This window comes from Pseudomonas sp. S2_A10 (assembly GCF_054668465.1).
In genome coordinates this window covers 1835061-1852505 of the sequence record NZ_CP162773.1, presented here as the reverse complement: position 1 = coordinate 1852505, position 17445 = coordinate 1835061, and the positions used below count along the sequence as shown (strand labels likewise).

The 17445-nt window shown below is 59.9% G+C and carries 14 protein-coding genes; 4 read left to right on the top strand and 10 right to left on the bottom strand.

The window, feature by feature from the left end:
• Positions 1-103 precede the first annotated feature (103 nt).
• A complete protein-coding gene (locus AB4N41_RS08560; RefSeq protein ID WP_252877140.1) occupies positions 104-2293 on the bottom strand; it encodes an autotransporter family protein in 2190 nt (729 codons plus the stop codon).
• On the bottom strand, positions 2196-2483 hold the full coding sequence (locus AB4N41_RS08555) for a hypothetical protein (protein ID WP_252878200.1): 288 nt from the start codon (positions 2481-2483) through the stop codon (positions 2196-2198). The genes AB4N41_RS08560 and AB4N41_RS08555 overlap by 98 nt, the downstream gene beginning before the upstream one ends.
• A 179-nt stretch (positions 2484-2662) precedes the next feature.
• Here AB4N41_RS08555 and AB4N41_RS08550 point away from each other — a divergent pair, with 179 nt between their 5' ends.
• Together AB4N41_RS08550 and AB4N41_RS08545 are read left to right on the top strand one after the other, a co-directional pair.
• A complete protein-coding gene (locus tag AB4N41_RS08550) occupies positions 2663-4012 on the top strand; it encodes a HipA domain-containing protein (protein WP_252877139.1) in 1350 nt (449 codons plus the stop codon).
• A complete protein-coding gene (locus tag AB4N41_RS08545; RefSeq protein ID WP_041476582.1) occupies positions 4009-4287 on the top strand; it encodes a helix-turn-helix domain-containing protein in 279 nt (92 codons plus the stop codon). Before AB4N41_RS08550 ends, AB4N41_RS08545 begins: the two co-directional genes overlap by 4 nt.
• Positions 4288-4294: 7 nt before the next feature.
• Here AB4N41_RS08545 and AB4N41_RS08540 read toward each other — a convergent pair whose 3' ends face one another.
• A complete protein-coding gene (locus AB4N41_RS08540; RefSeq protein WP_122698746.1) occupies positions 4295-5131 on the bottom strand; it encodes an amino acid ABC transporter permease in 837 nt (278 codons plus the stop codon).
• Entirely contained in the window at positions 5128-5946 is an 819-nt protein-coding gene (locus AB4N41_RS08535; RefSeq protein WP_252877138.1) for an ABC transporter substrate-binding protein, read from the bottom strand. Before AB4N41_RS08535 ends, AB4N41_RS08540 begins: the two co-directional genes overlap by 4 nt.
• Before the next feature lie 113 nt (positions 5947-6059).
• On the opposite strand from AB4N41_RS08535, the gene AB4N41_RS08530 reads away from it, so the two are divergent.
• Positions 6060-6962 carry a homocysteine S-methyltransferase family protein gene (locus tag AB4N41_RS08530; RefSeq protein ID WP_252877137.1) on the top strand — a complete coding sequence of 301 codons (903 nt, stop codon included), beginning with the start codon at positions 6060-6062 and terminating at the stop codon, positions 6960-6962.
• Positions 6963-7084: 122 nt separating this feature from the next.
• Here the strand turns inward: AB4N41_RS08530 and AB4N41_RS08525 are convergent, their stop codons facing one another.
• From AB4N41_RS08525 to AB4N41_RS08515, 3 genes are read right to left on the bottom strand one after another with little or no spacing between them, the layout of a single operon-like run.
• Complete coding sequence (locus AB4N41_RS08525; protein WP_056790955.1) at positions 7085-7756, bottom strand: GNAT family N-acetyltransferase; 672 nt, start codon at positions 7754-7756, stop codon at positions 7085-7087.
• A 12-nt stretch (positions 7757-7768) separates the two neighbouring features.
• Complete coding sequence (locus AB4N41_RS08520) at positions 7769-8215, bottom strand: GNAT family N-acetyltransferase (protein WP_236167797.1); 447 nt, start codon at positions 8213-8215, stop codon at positions 7769-7771.
• A gap of 10 nt (positions 8216-8225) precedes the next feature.
• Positions 8226-8849 (bottom strand): FMN-binding negative transcriptional regulator, encoded by a 624-nt coding sequence (locus tag AB4N41_RS08515; RefSeq protein WP_252877136.1) that lies wholly within the window; start codon positions 8847-8849, stop codon positions 8226-8228.
• Positions 8850-8942: 93 nt separating this feature from the next.
• Here AB4N41_RS08515 and pdxR point away from each other — a divergent pair, with 93 nt between their 5' ends.
• Complete coding sequence (gene pdxR, locus AB4N41_RS08510) at positions 8943-10493, top strand: MocR-like pyridoxine biosynthesis transcription factor PdxR (protein ID WP_252877135.1); 1551 nt, start codon at positions 8943-8945, stop codon at positions 10491-10493.
• Here pdxR and AB4N41_RS08505 read toward each other — a convergent pair.
• The 3 genes from AB4N41_RS08505 to AB4N41_RS08495 form a co-directional block, all read right to left on the bottom strand.
• On the bottom strand, positions 10450-15054 hold the full coding sequence (locus AB4N41_RS08505; RefSeq protein ID WP_252877134.1) for a dermonecrotic toxin domain-containing protein: 4605 nt from the start codon (positions 15052-15054) through the stop codon (positions 10450-10452). The two genes, pdxR and AB4N41_RS08505, sit on opposite strands and share 44 nt — an antisense overlap.
• Positions 15055-15196: 142 nt before the next feature.
• On the bottom strand, positions 15197-16291 hold the full coding sequence (locus tag AB4N41_RS08500; RefSeq protein ID WP_150637189.1) for a polyamine ABC transporter substrate-binding protein: 1095 nt from the start codon (positions 16289-16291) through the stop codon (positions 15197-15199).
• A complete protein-coding gene (locus AB4N41_RS08495) occupies positions 16288-17313 on the bottom strand; it encodes a histone deacetylase family protein (RefSeq protein ID WP_150637187.1) in 1026 nt (341 codons plus the stop codon). The genes AB4N41_RS08500 and AB4N41_RS08495 overlap by 4 nt, the downstream gene beginning before the upstream one ends.
• Positions 17314-17445: the final 132 nt, after the last annotated feature.

Sequence of the window (17445 nt, the reverse complement as noted above, 5' to 3'; positions counted from 1 at the left end):
GAGCGAGCCTGCTCGCGAATGCGCCAGGTCAGCCAATAGCATCTTTGTATGATTCACCGCTTTCGCGAGCAGGCTCGCTCCCACACGAGGCGTGCTTAATCCATCAGAACGCCATGCGCCATTGACCCGCCACGCCATACGTTCGGCTGTCGCTGCCCAGCTCACCCGTCAAGCCCACGCCCAGTGTGTGCGCCGCCGAAAGGCCAAGATCGAACCCCGCATCCAGCGACAGACTGTTCCGATCCAGTGCCGCGCCGTTCACTTCGAAGCGCTTGCCGCCCTTGCGCAGTTGCTGGCGGGTGTCACTGTTGATGTCACCGTAGGTATGTTTCCAGCCTGCGCTCAATCGCGGGGTCAAATGCATGCCGTTATCCAGCGTATTGACCTGCGCAACACGCAGACCGAAGGTGCTGCTGAAGTTGTCGCGGGTCTGGCCGTAGACTTTCAACGCCGCGTCGCCGCCCTTTTCGTTGTAGCTGTCGCGCTGATAGCGCTGATAGCCGAGGCTGGCGAAGGGTTCGAGGGTCACGTTGTTGCGGCCCAGGTTGAACCCGGCCTCGGCAAATGCTTGCTGAGTATTGGCGTCGTAATTGCCCTTGAGACGATCGCTGAAACCCTTGAACGCTACCCGCCGTGTGCTGCTGCCGTCATGGCTGGCGTAGGTCGCGCCGAGACGCAGCGACAGCGGGCCGTCCTGACGCACGGCATAGGCACCGAGGTGCCAGCTGTCGAGGTCGCCGTCGTACTGGCGGGCATCGAGTTTCGACTGCGATTTGCCGCCAAGCAGGCCGACATGCCAGTGCTCGTCGAGTCGCCAGTCAGCGCCCACGACCAGCCCTTGCGTGGCATGTAGGAGGATGCCGTCAGCGTCGCGGTCAACCTTGCCGCCGTGCCCCAGCGCCTGAACCCACACCCGCCCGGAGTCTTCGCTGCCTGCGGCCTGACGCGGTGAACTGCGCGAGCCGTCAGTAGAGCCGGAACGGTTGTCCAGTTGGCGCATCGCCGAAAGCATGCTCGTACTGACCGGCGTGATACTGCTCAGCGTGGCTTTGGCGAGATTGGCATTGCTGCCGGCGGCGAGTTGATCGAGCGCGATAGGCGCGGTGGTTTTATCGCTGGTCAGCAGTGCGGCGACGGCGGTGTTAATGGGCTTTGCAGGCTCCGACGCGGGCTGTGCGGTGGTTTGTGCAGTTACGATTTCGTCGGGCATCGATGATTCCACCGATGCGGAGTCTTCAATCAAGGTCGCAACTGAGGTCAGGGCGGGGGCTGGAGTTGCGATCCCCGCTGTCATTGAAGCTGGAGCGGGCGTTGTCGCGATCGGTACAGCGGGAGAAGTCGGCTGCTCTGGCTCGATAATACTTCCTGCAAGTGCGCCTGCATTTTCTGTAGGAGCGAGGCTTTCAAGCGGTTCACCATTGCGAGCGTAAGTCAGTCCAACCGATTTCTTGTTGTATTGAGCCGTGGCCGTCATATACGCCAGATCGTTCTCGATCCGGCCAAACTCGCCTTTCACCTCACGGGCTTCGATGATTTTGTATTGGCTGCTCTGCGGATATTCTCCGGGAGCCGAAACAATCTTCAGGGTGGCACCTTCGAGTTGGGCGGTGCCATCGACCTTGATCGTCTGACCACCAGCGGGAGTGACCTCGTAAGCCAATTCGGCGCCAGGCGCCAAGTGCAAATTACCCTTCACTCGTGGTGCGCCAAGCGCTGCATTGACGGTGAGCAGCCCACCCACCTCAAGATTTCCCACCGTGCCTTTACCGGCGAAACTGCCGCCATTCTGGACATACACATCACCCTTGATGCTGCCGAGGTTGGTCAACGCTCCACCGCTGTCGACCAGAACACCTTCATGGAAATCGCCTTTGGAGCTCAATGTCCAGTCGCCTTGGGCGACGAATAACCCATTGAAGTTGCGCGTGTCGTTCAACGTGCCGCCATCCGCAGCATTCAGGAACAACACGTTATCGCCCTTGCCGCCATCCAGCCGGCCAGTGAAGCTTGCCCCGTCTGCAAGGGTGATCAAGTCGTTGACTTCAGTCCCTTTGAACACGGCTTCCGGTGTCGTAAAGGTAATCGGCACTGTGCTCGCGTCGTTGAGAAAACCCTGGAGCCGTTCCAAAGCCTGTTGCTTGGGGTTGGCTTCGGGCTGCTCCGTCGTTTCCATGCTTGGGGGCTGCTCGATTGCTTCAGTGGATTGCTCGGCGTTCGCCAGCGCTACGCAACCCATTGCCAATGAAATAGCCAGAGCCAGGTGTTTTGGTGCGAATAGGTGTTGAGTGGGCATCAGGTTCGATTTCCGTATCGAGAAAATCCAACTCTATTGCTGCCTGAAAAAAACCGATGTCGGCCGCTTCCCACATCCACGCAGGCGACATCGGATCGTTCTGTGGAAAATCCTCACTGGATTTCGCAAACAATTCTTTTGCGCGGCGCCACTTGTTCTTTTTCCTACAGCTTTCGCTTGAAGACGGCATTTTTATCAGCGTGAAGTTAAATGCTTGTCTGCATTATTTTGCATTTGGTAAGTCAGTAGCGAGCGCTAATGTGCATTTAGTTGCAGATTTGGGGCGTCTTTGGCTGCCAGAATGCACTATATTGCAATTGTCGAAGATTTCTCTTTCTTGAAACGCATTAAAATGCACACGGAATCAACATGTACAACCTGACACTCCAGATCTTCACCGCTGGGCAATGGCACGACGCGATGATTCTTGACTTCGATGATCCGGAAAAAGGCTTCGAAAGCCGCTGCAGTTTTGGCTATGAAGCGGACTATCTGGTGGAAAACATCGAGTTGATCGGGTCGCCTTTTTCCCAAGCCGTGAGTGCCCTGTATCCGCTGGATTGGGAAGGTCGGCGCGCGAAGACGCCGGCCTTTGTCCACGACATCGCACCGGCAGGCGCAGCCAAGCGGTTTCTACTCGCCCGCCTGGGTCAGGAAAGACCCGCCGAGATCAGCGCCGATCTCTTTCTGCTGGGTCGCAGTACACCGGCACCCATTGGCAACATGCGAATAAAGGAATCGGCGGAAGCAGTCGATGACAGGAAGCCGATCGGATTCAAGCGCGAGGAGGTCATTAGCCGCGACAACCGCTTTCTTGAATATGCCTACGAGCTGGGCGCGGCCATCGGTGGCGCGACGGGGGCAGGTGGGGAAGCTCCGAAGCTCTTACTGGCAGAGAACAGCGCCGGGCTTCTGTATCCCGATGCGGTATTGGACGATGAAGAAGTGCGACAGCACTGGTTCGTGAAATTCGCCAGAAACAGGGGCGGGCAGACCGACCAGGACATCCTGCGCAGCGAATTCCATTACTACAAAGCGCTGCAGACATTGGGCATCGCAACCGTCGCGGCAGAAGGCCTGGCCTTGGAAGAGGCGACCAAACCGAGTTTGTGGATGCGGCGTTTTGATCGACAAGTGAAAGATGGGGCGGTGTCGCGTTTCGCCGTCGAATCGATTTATTCGCTGGCTGAAGTGACGACGCCAGGCAGCGCCATGAATCATCTGGAAGTGATCCGCATGCTCGCCGGGCTCTGGCGCAAAGCGGGTCAGGCCAGCCAGATTCCCGGCCTCGTTGCCGATTATCTGCGTCGCGACCTGATCAATAAAATCCTCGGAAACTCCGATAACCACGGTCGTAACACGGCGATCATCCGGCAAGAGAATGCTTTCCAACTCGCGCCGATCTATGACCTCGCCCCGATGGTCATGGATGACGAAGGCGTGACTCGTACGACCAAGTGGCCAAAAGAGTTGGAGCGGGCGGGAGATGTCGATTGGCGAGGTGTCTGCCGCGTATTGGCAGATAGCGCAGATCCGCACGAATCTTTGACGGGGCTGGATGCCTCGGCGCTGTTCGAAGGCCTGCGCGCGGATGCCCGCCGTCTGGCCGCACTGCCGGATATTCTTGCGGCCAGCGGTTTGCCCGCCAGAACCATGAATCACCCGAGCGTTCATCTGAAAAACCTCGAGCAACGTTTGAAAGAGTGGGACCTGCAATGAGTCTGACCGTCCTCGAGCGCACGGCGCTCATCGAAAGCATTCAGCAATCACTGGCCGAAGGCACTCTGGAAATCGGTGACGCCGTGCGCCGTTTACGGGTCGAAGTCACCGGTCTGCATCAGACCCAGTTCGCGAAGATGTGCAAGATTTCAGTGCGCACGCTGGTGCATATCGAACATGGCGAAGGCAATCAGACCCTGAAGTCGCTGAACGCGGTGTTCCGCCCCTTCGGCATGAAAATGGGCGTAGTGCGGATTCGCCGGGACACCATTTGAATGCACCTCAACTACGGCGCACATAAGCCTTGCCGTAATGCCGCTCCATCCGTGCCTGAATCAGCTCCAGCCCGATCGACATCAGCCAGTAGATGATCGCCGCCGTGGTGAGCATTTCGATGTAGCGATAGCTTGAGCGCCCGTAGGACTGAGCGAGAAACATCACTTCCCAGACGCCCATCACCGAGATCAGCGACGAGTCCTTGAGCATCGAGATGAACTGGTTGGTAGTCGGCGGGATAATCGTGCGCATGGCCTGGGGCAGGGTGATGCGCCAGAAGATCACGCTTTCGCGCAGGCCCAGCGCCAGGGATGCTTCGCGTTGGCCGTGATCGACGCCGAGGATGCCGGCGCGGAAGATTTCGCTCAGGTAGGCGCCATAGTTCAGCGACAGGGCAATGATGCCGGCGACGATGGCGCCGGGGACGATGCCCAGTTGCGGCAGGCCGAGGTAGATCAGCAGGATCTGGATCAGCAATGGCGTGCCGCGAAAGAACGAGGTGTAGAAACTGGCGATGCCAAACGCCACGGCGCTGCTCGACAGGCGCGCCAGCGCGGTGATGAAACCGAGCAGCGACGAGGCGATGATCGAGCAGGCGCACAGAAACAGGGTCAGCGCTGCGCCTTGCAGGAAGCCGTTTGGCGCCAGCTTCAGGCCAACGAGGTTGGGCAGTTTGTCGAGGATGATCGCGAACTTCAGGTCGAAGCTGAGGAAGAATCCGGCGAACAGGCAGAACAGCGCCGCCCACGTCAGGTACAGGCGCGTGCGGAAACCAAAGAGCTTTTGCAGGCGTGTTTCAGCCACCGGTTGCGGTGGCTGTGGCGGGGTCGGAAAAGAAGTCATTGGCTGATATCGGCGCCGATCCATTTCTGCGACAGCTTGCTCAGGGTGCCGTCCTGTTTCAGCTGGGCAAACACCTCGCGCACCTTGGCGTCCCACTGCGGGTCACCCTTTTCGATGGCCACCGAGTTCGGTTCCGAGTACAGCGGTTCGCCGGCCAATTTGAAGCGCTGGTCCTGATTCAGACGCGGCTGTGCGGTGACCAGATTGGTAAGGATTGCATCCAGGCGCACGCCGGCGCCCAGGCCCAGATCCTGGAAGGCGACGTTGTCGGTGTCATAAGGAGCGATCTGCACATCCTCGAACGGATACTGCAACTGCGTATCCTCGGCGCCTTCGATCACCAGATTTTTGTTCAGATAACTTTCGTAGCTGGAGGCGCTGGTCAGGCCGACTTTTTTGCCGCTCAGATCCTTGGCGCTGTGGATGCGATCGTCCTTGGCATTGACCACGATTACCGCTGGCGAGGCGTAGTACTCGACCGGGAAGTCGAACACTTCTGCGCGGGCCTTGCTCGGGGTCATCGAGCAGATGCAGATGTCGTAGCGCCCGCTCCAGCGGCCGGCGGCGATCACGTCCCAGGACGGCGTTTCCAGACGCAGTTTTACGCCAAGCTTGTCCGCCACCGCGTTGGCAACGTCGACATCGAAACCGTCGAGTTGATTCTGCTCATTGAGAAACGAGAAGGGCGGATAGCTTTCCATGAGCACGCCGACCAGCTCTTTTTTCTGTTCGACACGGTCCAGCGTCGCGCCGCCGAAGGCTTGGGTGGAGGCCAGAATGGTCAGGCCCAGGGCCAATAGCGGTTGGAATTTCACAGTCGCTTCCTGTTGAAAAAAGAGGTTGTTATTAACCGAGTGGTGCGTATTAAATAGTTATAAGAACGACTCTGATAGTGAGTTATTTTCATAAGCATATGAGTGAAAAGCATATGGGCGCAGCAAGTACGGTCATTCTCGATGGCGGCATGGGCCGTGAACTGCAACGCGCCGGGGCGCCATTTCGCCAGCCCGAGTGGTCGGCACTGGCGCTGAGCGAAGCGCCGCAGGCGGTCGAGGCGGTGCATGCCGCTTACATCAACAGCGGCGCCGACGTGATCACCAGCAACAGTTACGCGGTGGTGCCGTTTCACATTGGCGAGGCGCGCTTTGCGGCTGAAGGCCAAGCGCTCGCGGCATTGGCGGGTGAGTTGGCACGGCGTGCCGTGCAGGCGTCGGGCAAAGCAGTGCGGGTTGCCGGTTCATTGCCGCCGCTGTTTGGTTCGTACCGTCCGGATCTGTTCGAGGCTGGTCGCGTGACCGAACTGTTGACGCCTTTGGTTAACGGTCTGGCGCCACATGTGGACCTGTGGCTGGCAGAAACGCAAAGCTCGATCGTCGAGGCCCGCGCTATCCACGCCGGGCTGCCGAAGGACGGTAAACCGTTCTGGCTGTCATTCACGCTCAAGGATGAAGACACCGATGAAGTGCCGCGCCTGCGCTCTGGCGAGCCAGTGGCCGAAGCGGCTGCGGTGGCGGCTGAACTCGGCGTCGAAACCCTGCTGTTCAACTGCAGTCAGCCTGAAGTGATTGGCGCAGCAATCGACGCGGCGCGCGCAACCTTTGAGCGTCTCGGCGTCAGGATCAATATCGGCGCGTATGCCAACGCGTTTCCTCCGCAACCGAAAGAAGCCACGGCCAACGACGGGCTCGACCCGTTGCGTGACGATCTTGATCCGCCGGGGTATCTGCACTGGGCGCTGGACTGGCAACAGCGCGGCGCCAGTCATCTGGGTGGCTGCTGCGGGATCGGGCCAGAGCACATTGCGGTGCTGGCGCAAGAACTGCGTTGTTAAGAAAGACCCCGCCCATTGTGGGAGCGAGCCTGCTCGCGAAAGCGGTCAGTCAGTCAACATCTGCGGTGACTGACACACCGCCTTCGCGAGCAGGCTCGCTCCCACAGGGGTATCCGTGAAGTTCAGCTACGGCATTCGGCCAGACCTTTGAGTTGGCCAGCAGGCGTCTGGTTTTCATCGCTCAGCCAGCGCTCGAACCCTGCACCAATCGCCGGCCATTCCGCATCCAGAATCGAATACCACGCGGTGTCGCGGTTCTGCCCCTTGACCACCATGTGCTGGCGAAACACCCCTTCGAAACTGAAGCCCAGACGCTCGGCCGCGTATTTGGAGCGGGCGTTGCCGTTGTTACACTTCCATTCCAGGCGCCGGTAACCCAGCTCGAACGAATATTTTGCCAGCAGGTACACCGCCTCGGTGCTTTTCGGCGAGCGTTGCATTGGCGCACCGAAAGTGACGTGGCCGATTTCGATGCGGCCCTGCGCCGGGACGATCGACATCAGGCTGAGGATGCCTTGGACCTGACCAGTCGCACGGTCGATGATGCTGAAGAAATACGGGTCGCTGTTGGCTGCATGATTGTTCAGCCAGTCGTTGAACGCGCTGCGCTCGGGAAACGGACCGTAAGGCAAGTAATCCCAAAGCTTCGGATCGGCACCCGGCCCTTCGAGGGCGGCGTAAAGCTCATCGCCATGACGCGCCGGGTCGAGTTTTTCCAGACGAATGAAACGGCCCTCGAGCAGGGTGGCGGAGGGGGCGGGGACGCCTTTCCAGTCAGCGAGTGAAGCAGTCATGTGCGCGTCTCCTTAAAGGGCTTTACGAAACTGGATGAATCCCGGACGTTCGGCAATGCGCTCGTAGAGCTGGATCGCCGTGGCGTTGGTTTCATGGGTCAGCCAGTGGACTTTGCAGCAACCATCGGCCTTGGCGGTAGCGTAGACATGCTCGATCAACAGCCGACCGACTCCCGTGCCACGGGCTTCCGGCACCACCAGCAGATCCTGCAAATAGCAGGAATTTTCGATGCTCCAGTTCGAGCGATGATAGATGTAATGCACCATGCCCAATGCTTTGCCATCGGCCCACGCGAGGGCGGCGTGGGTCGGTTCATTCGGGTCGAGAAAGCGCTGCCAGGTGCTCTGGGTGACGGCGTCCGGCAGTTCGGTGTTGTAGAAGCGCAAATAGGCTTGCCACAACGGCAGCCAGGCATCGTGGTCGTCGGCGCTGACCTGGCGAATGTCGATCTCAGTCATGGTGATTTCCTTAGCGCATCAAGCGGGCGAGGGTTTGATCGTTGGCGTCGGGGCTGGCGGCGAGGCCTTCGCGCACGCCGGCAATGTCTTCAGCGCTGCGGTTCTGGCTGAGCTTGCGTTTGCCTTCGAGGCGGTCGATGGGAATGGCAAACCCGACGATGGCCTTGAGCATGCCGTCGATGTAGTCGGCCGGCGCATCGTCGACCGACCACGGCTGCGCGCGGCCCGCTTCGTGACGGTCAGTCAGGGTGCTGACGATGTCGAGCAAGCGGCCGCCATCGCTGAAGGTCTCGGCCTGACCGTAGGCGTGCACGGCGATGTAGTTCCAGGTCGGCACGACCTTGCCGTGCTCGGCCTTGCTCGGATAGAAGCCTGGGCTGACGTAGGCGTCTGGTCCGGCAAAGATCAGCATCGCCTCGGCGCCGTCCCGCAGGTCCTTCCACTGCGGATTGGCCTTGGCCAGATGGCCGTAGAGCGTGCCGTATTCGCCCTGTTCGCGATGCAGCAGCACCGGCACGTGGCTGGCTTGCAGGCCGCTTTCGCCGTGGCTGACCAGAATGGCCAGGCGCGTGGCGAGGATCAGTTCGTGCAGTTGGGACAAGTCTTCGATGGCAAAGGCGCGTGGCGTGTACATGGACAGATTTTCCTTGGCGAATGCCTGCATCCTAGGCAGGCTATTGGTCCGTTGTAAGAGCCATTGCCGAGCCATTTCATAGGTCCATTCGCCATGCCTGATCTGCCACCCTTGTCGATGCCTTTCAATCCGGCCGGAATCGAACTCGATCGCCGTCAGGGCCTGAGTCGCCAGCTCTATCAGTCTTTGCGCCTGCGGGTGCTTGATGGACGTCTGGCCAGTGGCACGCGATTGCCGGCCAGCCGTGACCTGGCCTCGGCGCTGGGCATTTCCCGTAACAGCGTGGTGCGCGCTTACGATCAGTTGTATGCCGAGGGCTTTATCGAAGGGCGCGTGGGCGACGGTACTTACGTGGCGCAATTGGCTCAGGCATCCACGCCTGAGAAAAAACTATCCACAAATTCATCCACAGGCTTGTCAACAGGCTTACCCACAGCCTTATCCACAAATTGGCTGGATTTACCTGTGAATTCATCCAGCAAAGTTATCCACAGCGACGGATTTTCCCGCATTGAAAAGCATCATTTGCCACGACCACCGAGCGGTCCGCCGCGTGCTTTTCGGGTGGGTGTGCCTGCATTCGATCTGTTTCCGTTCGAGGTCTGGGCCAAGCTCAACGCGGCTTTCTGGCGTAAACCGGATTTACAGCAGCTGTGTTACGGCGACCCTGCCGGTGACGCGCGGCTGCGCGGCATGATTGCTGCGTATTTGCGCAGCTCGCGCGGCATGCAGTGCACGGCTGAGCAAATTGTGATCACCAGTGGCGCGCAGCAGGGCATCAGCCTTTGTGCACAGTTGCTGGTCGAGCCGGGGGACGGTGTGGCGATCGAGAATCCGGGCTACCGCGCGGCCGGGCATGCCTTCGCTGTGGCGGGGGCGAAATTGCATGGGGTGGCGGTAGACAGCGACGGCATTGATTGCAGCGCCATGGCTCAGCTCAGCGATTGTCGGGTGGCTTATGTCACGCCGTCTCATCAGTACCCGACCGGAGTGGTGATGAGTCTGGCCCGGCGTCTGGAATTGCTCGCCTGGGCCGAGCGTGTCGGCGGCTGGATCGTCGAGGATGATTACGACGGCGAGTACCGCTACACCGGCGCACCGCTGGCGCCGTTGGCGGCACTTGATCGTCAGGGGCGTGTGCTCTACGTCGGCACCTTCGGCAAGGTCGCTTTTCCGGCGTTGCGCCTTGGTTATCTGGTGCTGCCGCCAGCGCTGGTCGACGCGTTTGCGCAACGCCGCGCCGTCGATGTGCGGCATTCGGAGGTCAGCACCCAAGCGGTGATGGCCGAATTCATGGCTGCCGGGCATTTCCAGCGACATATCCGTCGCATGCGCCGGGCTGCGCTGAGCCGGCGCAACTGCCTGCTCGAAGGCTGGCCGATGATCGCCGGTGTCGGTCAGTTGCCCGCCGTGTCGGCCGGGCTGCACCTGACTGTCGCCGTGGACAGCATCGAGCGCGAGCAGCAATTGATCGCTCAGGCCGCTGATGTCGATGTCGAAATCAACGGCCTGAGCAGCTACTGGTTACCCGACTCGACTACGCCCATGGATCAGCGCGCCGGCCTGGTGCTGGGTTTTGCCGCCGTACCAGAGCCTGCGATCAAAGCGGCGCTGTCGCGTCTGCGGCAGGCTTGGAGAGATTGAAGAACAGCGTTTCGGCGCTGCGAGTGGAAATTTCGCTGCGATGGATTTCTATCAGCCTCTGATTATCCACACCCGTTATTTCGGCGACGCCCCCCATGCGGTGCTGAGCGAGCGTTTTCATATGTCCACGCACAAATGCACCAACGGGTGCGTCGACGCTGCTGTAATGGAAATGCGCATAGCAGAGGACCTTGTCGGTATGCGCATCACGAATCTGATACTCGTCGAGAAAATCGTTCTGATGGCGCCTCAGACGCCGTCGGGTCAGGGTTTTCGAGATGCTCACTTCGCCCTTGTCCTTGAGCCACTCGACCCCGGCAGCTGTTGGCAGTTGTTGCTTGACCAGGCGGATTCGCGTGCTGGTGCCTTTTTGCTCCAGTGTCGTAGCCGCAGCGTCGAGCTTGTGGTTGAGCTCTTCGGACGGTTCATGCAGAGCAGCGGTGAGGTTACTCGCCGTTAACGCTTCATCGATCGCCGCACAGGCTTTGCGCAATAGGGTGGCGTGGTTGTGGTATTCCTCTTCGACCTCCACGGGGATGCGCGAGCCGCGTTTGAGACGCGCCTCGATGCGCCGATGAAACGCCGCCAGCCCGTCGATCAATGCCTGCCCTTCGCTGATGCTCTTGTTGAGGTTGGGCCTGGCTTTAGGCAACGGTGCAGGCCGTGCACTCTGCTCGACCCAGATACCTGGCGATTCCTCCTTGAATGTCGCGATCACTCTGGTCAGCGCCGTACCGACTTCGACCAGATCGGTGTTCTTGCCGTCGAGGCTTTTTTTCCGCTGGCCGACCAGGGTGCCCTTGTTGCGTGTCTTGATGATCTGCCGATTCGAAGCTGACGTTGCGGGTCTCGACGGACCGGCTTGCGGCACCAGTAAGTGCCGGTAGCGCAACAGGTCGGCGAGTCGGTTGTCGGCGCTATCCTTGAATGCGGCCACGCGCGCCTGCAATTGCCTGAGTCGTTCCGTGTGTATGTGTTCGGAATATTCACTCGCCAGGTCATCGAAACGCTTGTCCACGGAAGCGAACTGTTCGCTCACCTGACTCAGGGCGTCGATGCGTATGCGCAGATCACTGAGGCTTTCATCGGCGCTCAGGTCCCGGGAACTCTGAACGTTCAGCGCAGCATCTTCGAACAGACTGGCCAGCGCTTGTTGCGCCTCGACATGAGCGGTGGAATCGCCGGGCTTGATGCAGGTGTACTGGCCGAGACTGATCTGCAGAGTCTTCAGATCATCCAGCGGGTAGGGCGCCAGGCTGATGTTGTATTTCTGCTTTATCTCCAGGCCATCAGGTCCCAGCCTGGTCAGTTCATCCAGGCAGGCTTCAGCCGACTCCATTTTCTCGATAATGGTTTGAGTGGCATCGTTCAACTGTTCGAACGCAGAGGTGACCGCCTGCGATTCGCCGCGCAGTTCGTCGTCCAGTATCGCCTGCACCCTCAGTACGCGTTGCTGGTAATCCGAAGCGTTATTACTGAGCCACTCCTGCCCCAGAAACAACTGCATGTCCAACCGCTCCGGCATGACCGTGCGGTAGTTAGGAATCGATTGCTTGCAGTTGAGTGTCTTGATCAGCTGAATGTTCGCGGCATATTCGTTGTGCTGTGAATCGAGCGTGGCGAGGTACTGCGCAAGCGCTTGTTCGCGTGCCTGCGCAGGGGCATCGCGCAGGCTGTTGCGTTCGGTATCGAGAAGGCTGCCTTTGCTCTCCATCGTCAAATCGAACGCGGTGATCTGCTCGGACAATACGGCCACCTCTTGGTTTTTTTTGCCTTGCGCCACCTTGCGACCGTCCTCCAGCCCGCCTCCGCGCAGGCGCAAACGCAGATCTATCACCCATTGGCCATTGGCGGTATAGGCAAGCCTGGGCCCGGCTGGTCGGGTGGGCTGACGCGTATCGACGATGTGCACATCGCCATGCACGTTGCGCGCGACTTCGAACCAGCGCTCACCGACCCGGGCGTACCATTTGTCTGCCTGGGCGTAGAGGTCTCGGTACGCGCCTTCCCGGGTGGCTGCGCCAAGGGCTTTGGGCTTGCCGACCTCGAACCCGTCCAATAGCGTGGCGAGTGCCGTCGGGGATCGTTTCAGCGCCGTGATGCTGTCGATCGATGTGCCATGGAATTGGGTTAACTGCGGGCCGGTGATATCGGGCTGGCGCAGCGCTTTGACGATTCTGGCGGCAGGTCTGGTCGTCGCTGGGTCCTCTTCGAGCTCCGTGGCCACGGGTGTCGATGGCGCATCGCCCACCGCCGCACGGTGGGCGAGCACCATGCCCAGCGCCAGGAGAATATCGGCGATGGCCGTCCAGGCGATCTTCCCCGATTGCTCGTTGGCGCCGTCGGTGATTTCCTGCAGATCATCCATGATCTGCCAGATCCACGCCGCTGTGCCTACGCTGCGGCCCAGGAACGGCAGCGCGGCATTGAGCATCACCCAGCCGCCCTGTTTCAGCGAGGCCCAGCGTGCTTCTGCATCGGAGACCGACTGCCGGTCGGCTTGAGTGACAAGCGCCTTGACGTTGCGTTCGTGCAGGGTTGCGAGGACATCGCTGGCGATCACCTGAGTGCCCAGCGCGACCGCGCCTGACATGTCCAGCGCAGTGGTCGGATTGATCATCAGTTGCGGGATCGTCCACACCGACGGCAGCCTGGCGGTAAAGACGAACTGGCTGTAATTGAAGCGCACATCGTCCGGCAACCAGGCCAGTACCGAGTCACGCAAATGTCGCGAATGCTGGATCGCAAAAAGCAGATTCGCGGGCCCCGGATATTGCAGCAGAGTCTTGTCGAACAGCGGTCGATACAGCACGCACGGCCCTTTGTCGGCATCGCGCGGGCCTATGACATACATGTTGTCGACAGTGTCTGCGGTGGAGCGGCTGCGATGAGCGACGAAGGCCAAAGGGCGAATGACGATTTCCTCGCCATCGACGTAGCGTTCCGCGCCAGTCGTTGCGAATGCGGCGACCACGTATCGATAACCCGATTCATCGAGGCCCGCTTTACCCCGGATCTTGTGCTGTAACGCCAGCAATGGCAGCTCAATGCGCAGCTGACTGGTGTAGAGCCCTTGCAACAGCGGCGCTTGCACGGGGTCGTCTAGCAGCATGGCCTTGAGATGCGCCGGGTAGGTCTTGCCGATGTCGACCGTGCTGACCAGTTTTTCCAGAAAAGTCGCGCTCATCCACTCGGGTACCGGGCTGCCATCCTTGTACCGTACAGTCTTGTTGCCCAAGGGCAGGCCTGCGAGGTTTTGCAGGGCAAGCTCGGTCAGCGTCCATGTCTGAGCCTGAGTATTTCCCGGCAATACAAACGTGCCCCAGACCACGAGACTGGTGATGGTGATTTCGATGTTGTCGATGTTCACGTCTTTGGCGCCGGGCTGCTCCTTGAGAATCTGTTTGATCAGCGCTGCACGAGTGAACGCCTGCAGGCTGGTGATTTCGCTTTGAAAGGATTTGCCGTTGTTTTCGTGCTGCAGCGTTGTCAGATCCAGCAGGTGCCGGCTGTAACGCGTCTGATCCATGGGCAGTGCGTCGTTCAGCCAGTCCGGAAGCATCGGCTGCAAACGCTCGAAGTGCGCTTCGAGGCGCGGTGTCGGTTGAGCCGGTTTGCCGGCCGTGCCGGTATGCGGATAGACGCGTTTACCAGGGGAATCCTGAAAAAAACTGATTTCGCCCAAGGCATCCGCTTCCATGGAAATCAGCGTGCACGCCTGCTGGTCGAAGAAATTGCCCTGGGGTTCGACCAGCCGCCACTTGAGATCTTCGCCCGAGGCGCTTGCGCCATATATCCGCAGCAGAGCCTCGCCGAGCTCCTCCAGTGAATCGAAACGCTGAAAGCCCTGGGTGACCGCGTGGGTGAGAATCAACTTGCGGTCTGCGATTGTGCCGATCACTACTGCGGCATCGACCAGGGTCAAGTGCGATGACTTGTCGGAGCTACCGCGATCGAGGTCAATCAGATATGCCTTTGCCGAGTACGGGGCGGGGGCCAGGCGTTGTTGCGGGTCGGGCTGTTTGAAAATCGCCCGGGCCATGGCGATCTCGTCAGCGTCCCAGCCGACGCTGGCATCGACGTTCCACAGGTTGCGCAGTGCCTCGGACAATTGCTGCCAGCGCGGTTGCCCGGGGTAGGTGAACTCGTCCCAGTATTCGACGTGCTGCTCCTTGTAGGCGATGAACAGCAGTGGCGCCAGTTCGTTGAGCAACAGGCCGATGGCATCGATCTTTACCGGCAGATGCGCGGGTGCGGGCATGCCGGGTTGCAGGGTCAGATAATGCTCGCCATCAAGGTACGTCACCGTGGTGCCGGACAGGCCGAGCCGCACCAGGGCGTTGGTCAGCGATCCAGCCTGATACCCGTCGGGTACGACTCGACCATCCACAATAGCCCAGGTGGGTTGCACGACCATCGCCAGACGCGGGTCTATGTCGAGATTCGGATACAGCGTCTTGAGGGCATCGCGCAGCGTTTTTGAAGCGACTTCCTGCAGTGAGGGGCCAGTAACCAGCTGAGTCACGATATCGACGGCGCTGGCTTTGGGAATGGCGGTCATGGTGGTTTCCTGCTCTGTCGGGACGCCGCAAGGGCGGCGGAGCAGGGCAAGTTAAAAGGCGCAACAGCGACCCGTGCGGTAGATAAAGCTGCCAGGCAAAAAAAAGACCCGCCGAGGCGGGTCTTGAGCAAACGAGCCGGTTTCAGGTCCCGGACTTGATTTTCGTCCACGCTCGCGTGCGTGCGCGTTCGGCATCCCGAGGCAGCGGCTGCAAGGTGTAGAGCGTGCTCATTGCCGCGTCGGTCGGGTACAGGTTCGGGTTGTTGCGAATGGCTGGATCGACCAGGCCGGTGGCGTCCTTGTTCGGGTTCGGATAGCCGACAAAATCGCTGACCGGGGCAATCACCGCCGGTTGCAGCAGATAGTTGATGAAGGTGTAGGCGTCCTCGGTGTTCTTCGCGCCCTTGGGAATGGCGAGCATGTCGAACCAGATCGGCGCGCCTTCTTTGGGCAAGCGCATTTCCACCACCACGCCGTTTTTCGCTTCCTTGGCGCGGTTGGCCGCTTGCGAGAAGCTGCCGGAATAACCGACGGCCACGCAGATGTCGCCGTTGGCGATGTCGGCCATGTACTTGGACGAATGGAAGTAGGTCACGTAAGGACGAATCTTCATCAGCAGCGCTTCGGCCTTGGCGTAATCCGCCGGCTTCTTGCTGTTGGGGTCCAGGCCCAGGTGTTGCAGAGCCAGCGGCAGAATCTCCGACGGTGAGTCGAGCAGGGCGACGCCGCACTGCTTGAGCTTGCTGATGTTCTCTTCCTTGAAGATCAGGTCCCAACTGTCTACCGGCGCGTTATCGCCCAGGGCTGCTTTGATCTTGGCGGGGTTGAAGCCGATCAGAATGGTGCCGTACATGTACGGCACGGCAAATTTGTTTCCAGGATCATTGGCTTCGATCAGCTTCATCAGCTTCGGATCGAGATGATTCCAGTTCGGCAACTTGCTGCGATCAAGCGGCTGGAACACTCCGGCCTCGATCTGCTTGGCGAGGAACACGTTGGACGGCACTACCACGTCATAGCCGGAGTTGCCGGTGAGCAGCTTGGCCTCGAGCGCTTCGTTGGTGTCGAAGATGTCGTAGATCAGTTTGGTCTGGCTGTTCTGTGCCTTGAAGTCGTCCAGCGCCTTGGGCGTGATGTAGTCGAACCAGTTATAAACGCGCAGCGTGCGTTCTTCGGCGTGGGCGCCAGCGCTCAGCATGGCTGCGCACAGCGCCGAGGCGATCAGTCGCTTTTTCATTGTTCGAAACCTTCCAGCACGTTCACTGCGTTGATGCCGATTTCTTCCACCGCGTAGCCACCTTCCATGACGAACAGGGTCGGCTTGCCGAGGGCGGCGATGCGCTTGCCCATGGCCAGGTAATCCGGGCTGTCGAGTTTGAACTGCGAGATCGGATCGTCCTTGAACGTATCGACGCCGAGGGAGACGACAACGATGTCCGCTCCGTAGCGATCAATCTCGTCGCAGGCCTGATCCAGCGCTGCACTCCAGACATCCCAGCCGGAACCGGCCGGCAGCGGATAGTTGAAATTGAACCCTTCACCGGCGCCTTCGCCACGCTCGTCGTCATAGCCGAGGAAGAACGGAAACTCCGCTTCCGGGTGACCGTGGATCGAAGTGAACAGGACGTCGCTGCGTTCATAGAAAATCGACTGAGTGCCGTTGCCGTGGTGGTAGTCGACGTCAAGGATCGCGACTTTCTTGTGGCCCTGATCGAGGAAGGCCTGAGCGGCGATGGCGGCATTGTTGAGGTAGCAATAACCGCCCATCAAGTCGCTGGCGGCGTGATGTCCCGGCGGACGGCACAGGGCGAAGGCCGCGCGTGCGCCACGCTGGATTTCAGCCTGCGCGGTAAGCGCCACTTGCGCCGCGCTGTAGGCCGCTTGCCAGGTGCCGGCGGTAATCGGCGCGCCGCCGTCGAAGCTGTAATAACCGAGCTGGCCGTGCAGGCTGGTCGGTTTGATCGCACGCAAGGTCCGCGCCGGCCAGGTGTAGGGCAGCAGGTCGCCGTCGGTGTTGAACTCGGTCCAGCGTTGCCATGCACCTTTGAAAAATTCCAGATAGTCGCGGCTGTGAATGCGCGCGATCGGCTCCAGGCCGAAATCCTTCGGCGCTTCGACCGCACCGAGGTTTTGCTTCTGCACGCGTTGCAGCACATGGTCGGCACGCGACGGCATCTCGAAGCACGGCTTGAGCTGGCCATCGATGAGTTCGCAGCGGCCATGGTGCAAGTGGTGATCGTCTGAGTAGATCGTCAGCATTTGTTGTTCTCCGCAAGGCTGATTCGGTGGCTTTCAGTGTTGCGGCGCAGTTTGAATCGGAGAATGTCGGGAGCGGCCAAAAGGGGATCGATATGGCCAAAACCTCTGACCGCAATTCGCCCCTCACAGCCA

Coding starts and splice junctions, on each gene's coding strand:
- AB4N41_RS08560 (WP_252877140.1), bottom strand. CDS start 2,293: ATGCCCACTCAACACCTATTCGCACCAAAACACCTGGCTCTGGCTATT.
- AB4N41_RS08555 (WP_252878200.1), bottom strand. CDS start 2,483: ATGCCGTCTTCAAGCGAAAGCTGTAGGAAAAAGAACAAGTGGCGCCGC.
- AB4N41_RS08550 (WP_252877139.1), top strand. CDS start 2,663: ATGTACAACCTGACACTCCAGATCTTCACCGCTGGGCAATGGCACGAC.
- AB4N41_RS08545 (WP_041476582.1), top strand. CDS start 4,009: ATGAGTCTGACCGTCCTCGAGCGCACGGCGCTCATCGAAAGCATTCAG.
- AB4N41_RS08540 (WP_122698746.1), bottom strand. CDS start 5,131: ATGACTTCTTTTCCGACCCCGCCACAGCCACCGCAACCGGTGGCTGAA.
- AB4N41_RS08530 (WP_252877137.1), top strand. CDS start 6,060: ATGGGCGCAGCAAGTACGGTCATTCTCGATGGCGGCATGGGCCGTGAA.
- AB4N41_RS08525 (WP_056790955.1), bottom strand. CDS start 7,756: ATGACTGCTTCACTCGCTGACTGGAAAGGCGTCCCCGCCCCCTCCGCC.
- AB4N41_RS08520 (WP_236167797.1), bottom strand. CDS start 8,215: ATGACTGAGATCGACATTCGCCAGGTCAGCGCCGACGACCACGATGCC.
- AB4N41_RS08515 (WP_252877136.1), bottom strand. CDS start 8,849: ATGTACACGCCACGCGCCTTTGCCATCGAAGACTTGTCCCAACTGCAC.
- pdxR (WP_252877135.1), top strand. CDS start 8,943: ATGCCTGATCTGCCACCCTTGTCGATGCCTTTCAATCCGGCCGGAATC.
- AB4N41_RS08505 (WP_252877134.1), bottom strand. CDS start 15,054: ATGACCGCCATTCCCAAAGCCAGCGCCGTCGATATCGTGACTCAGCTG.
- AB4N41_RS08500 (WP_150637189.1), bottom strand. CDS start 16,291: ATGAAAAAGCGACTGATCGCCTCGGCGCTGTGCGCAGCCATGCTGAGC.
- AB4N41_RS08495 (WP_150637187.1), bottom strand. CDS start 17,313: ATGCTGACGATCTACTCAGACGATCACCACTTGCACCATGGCCGCTGC.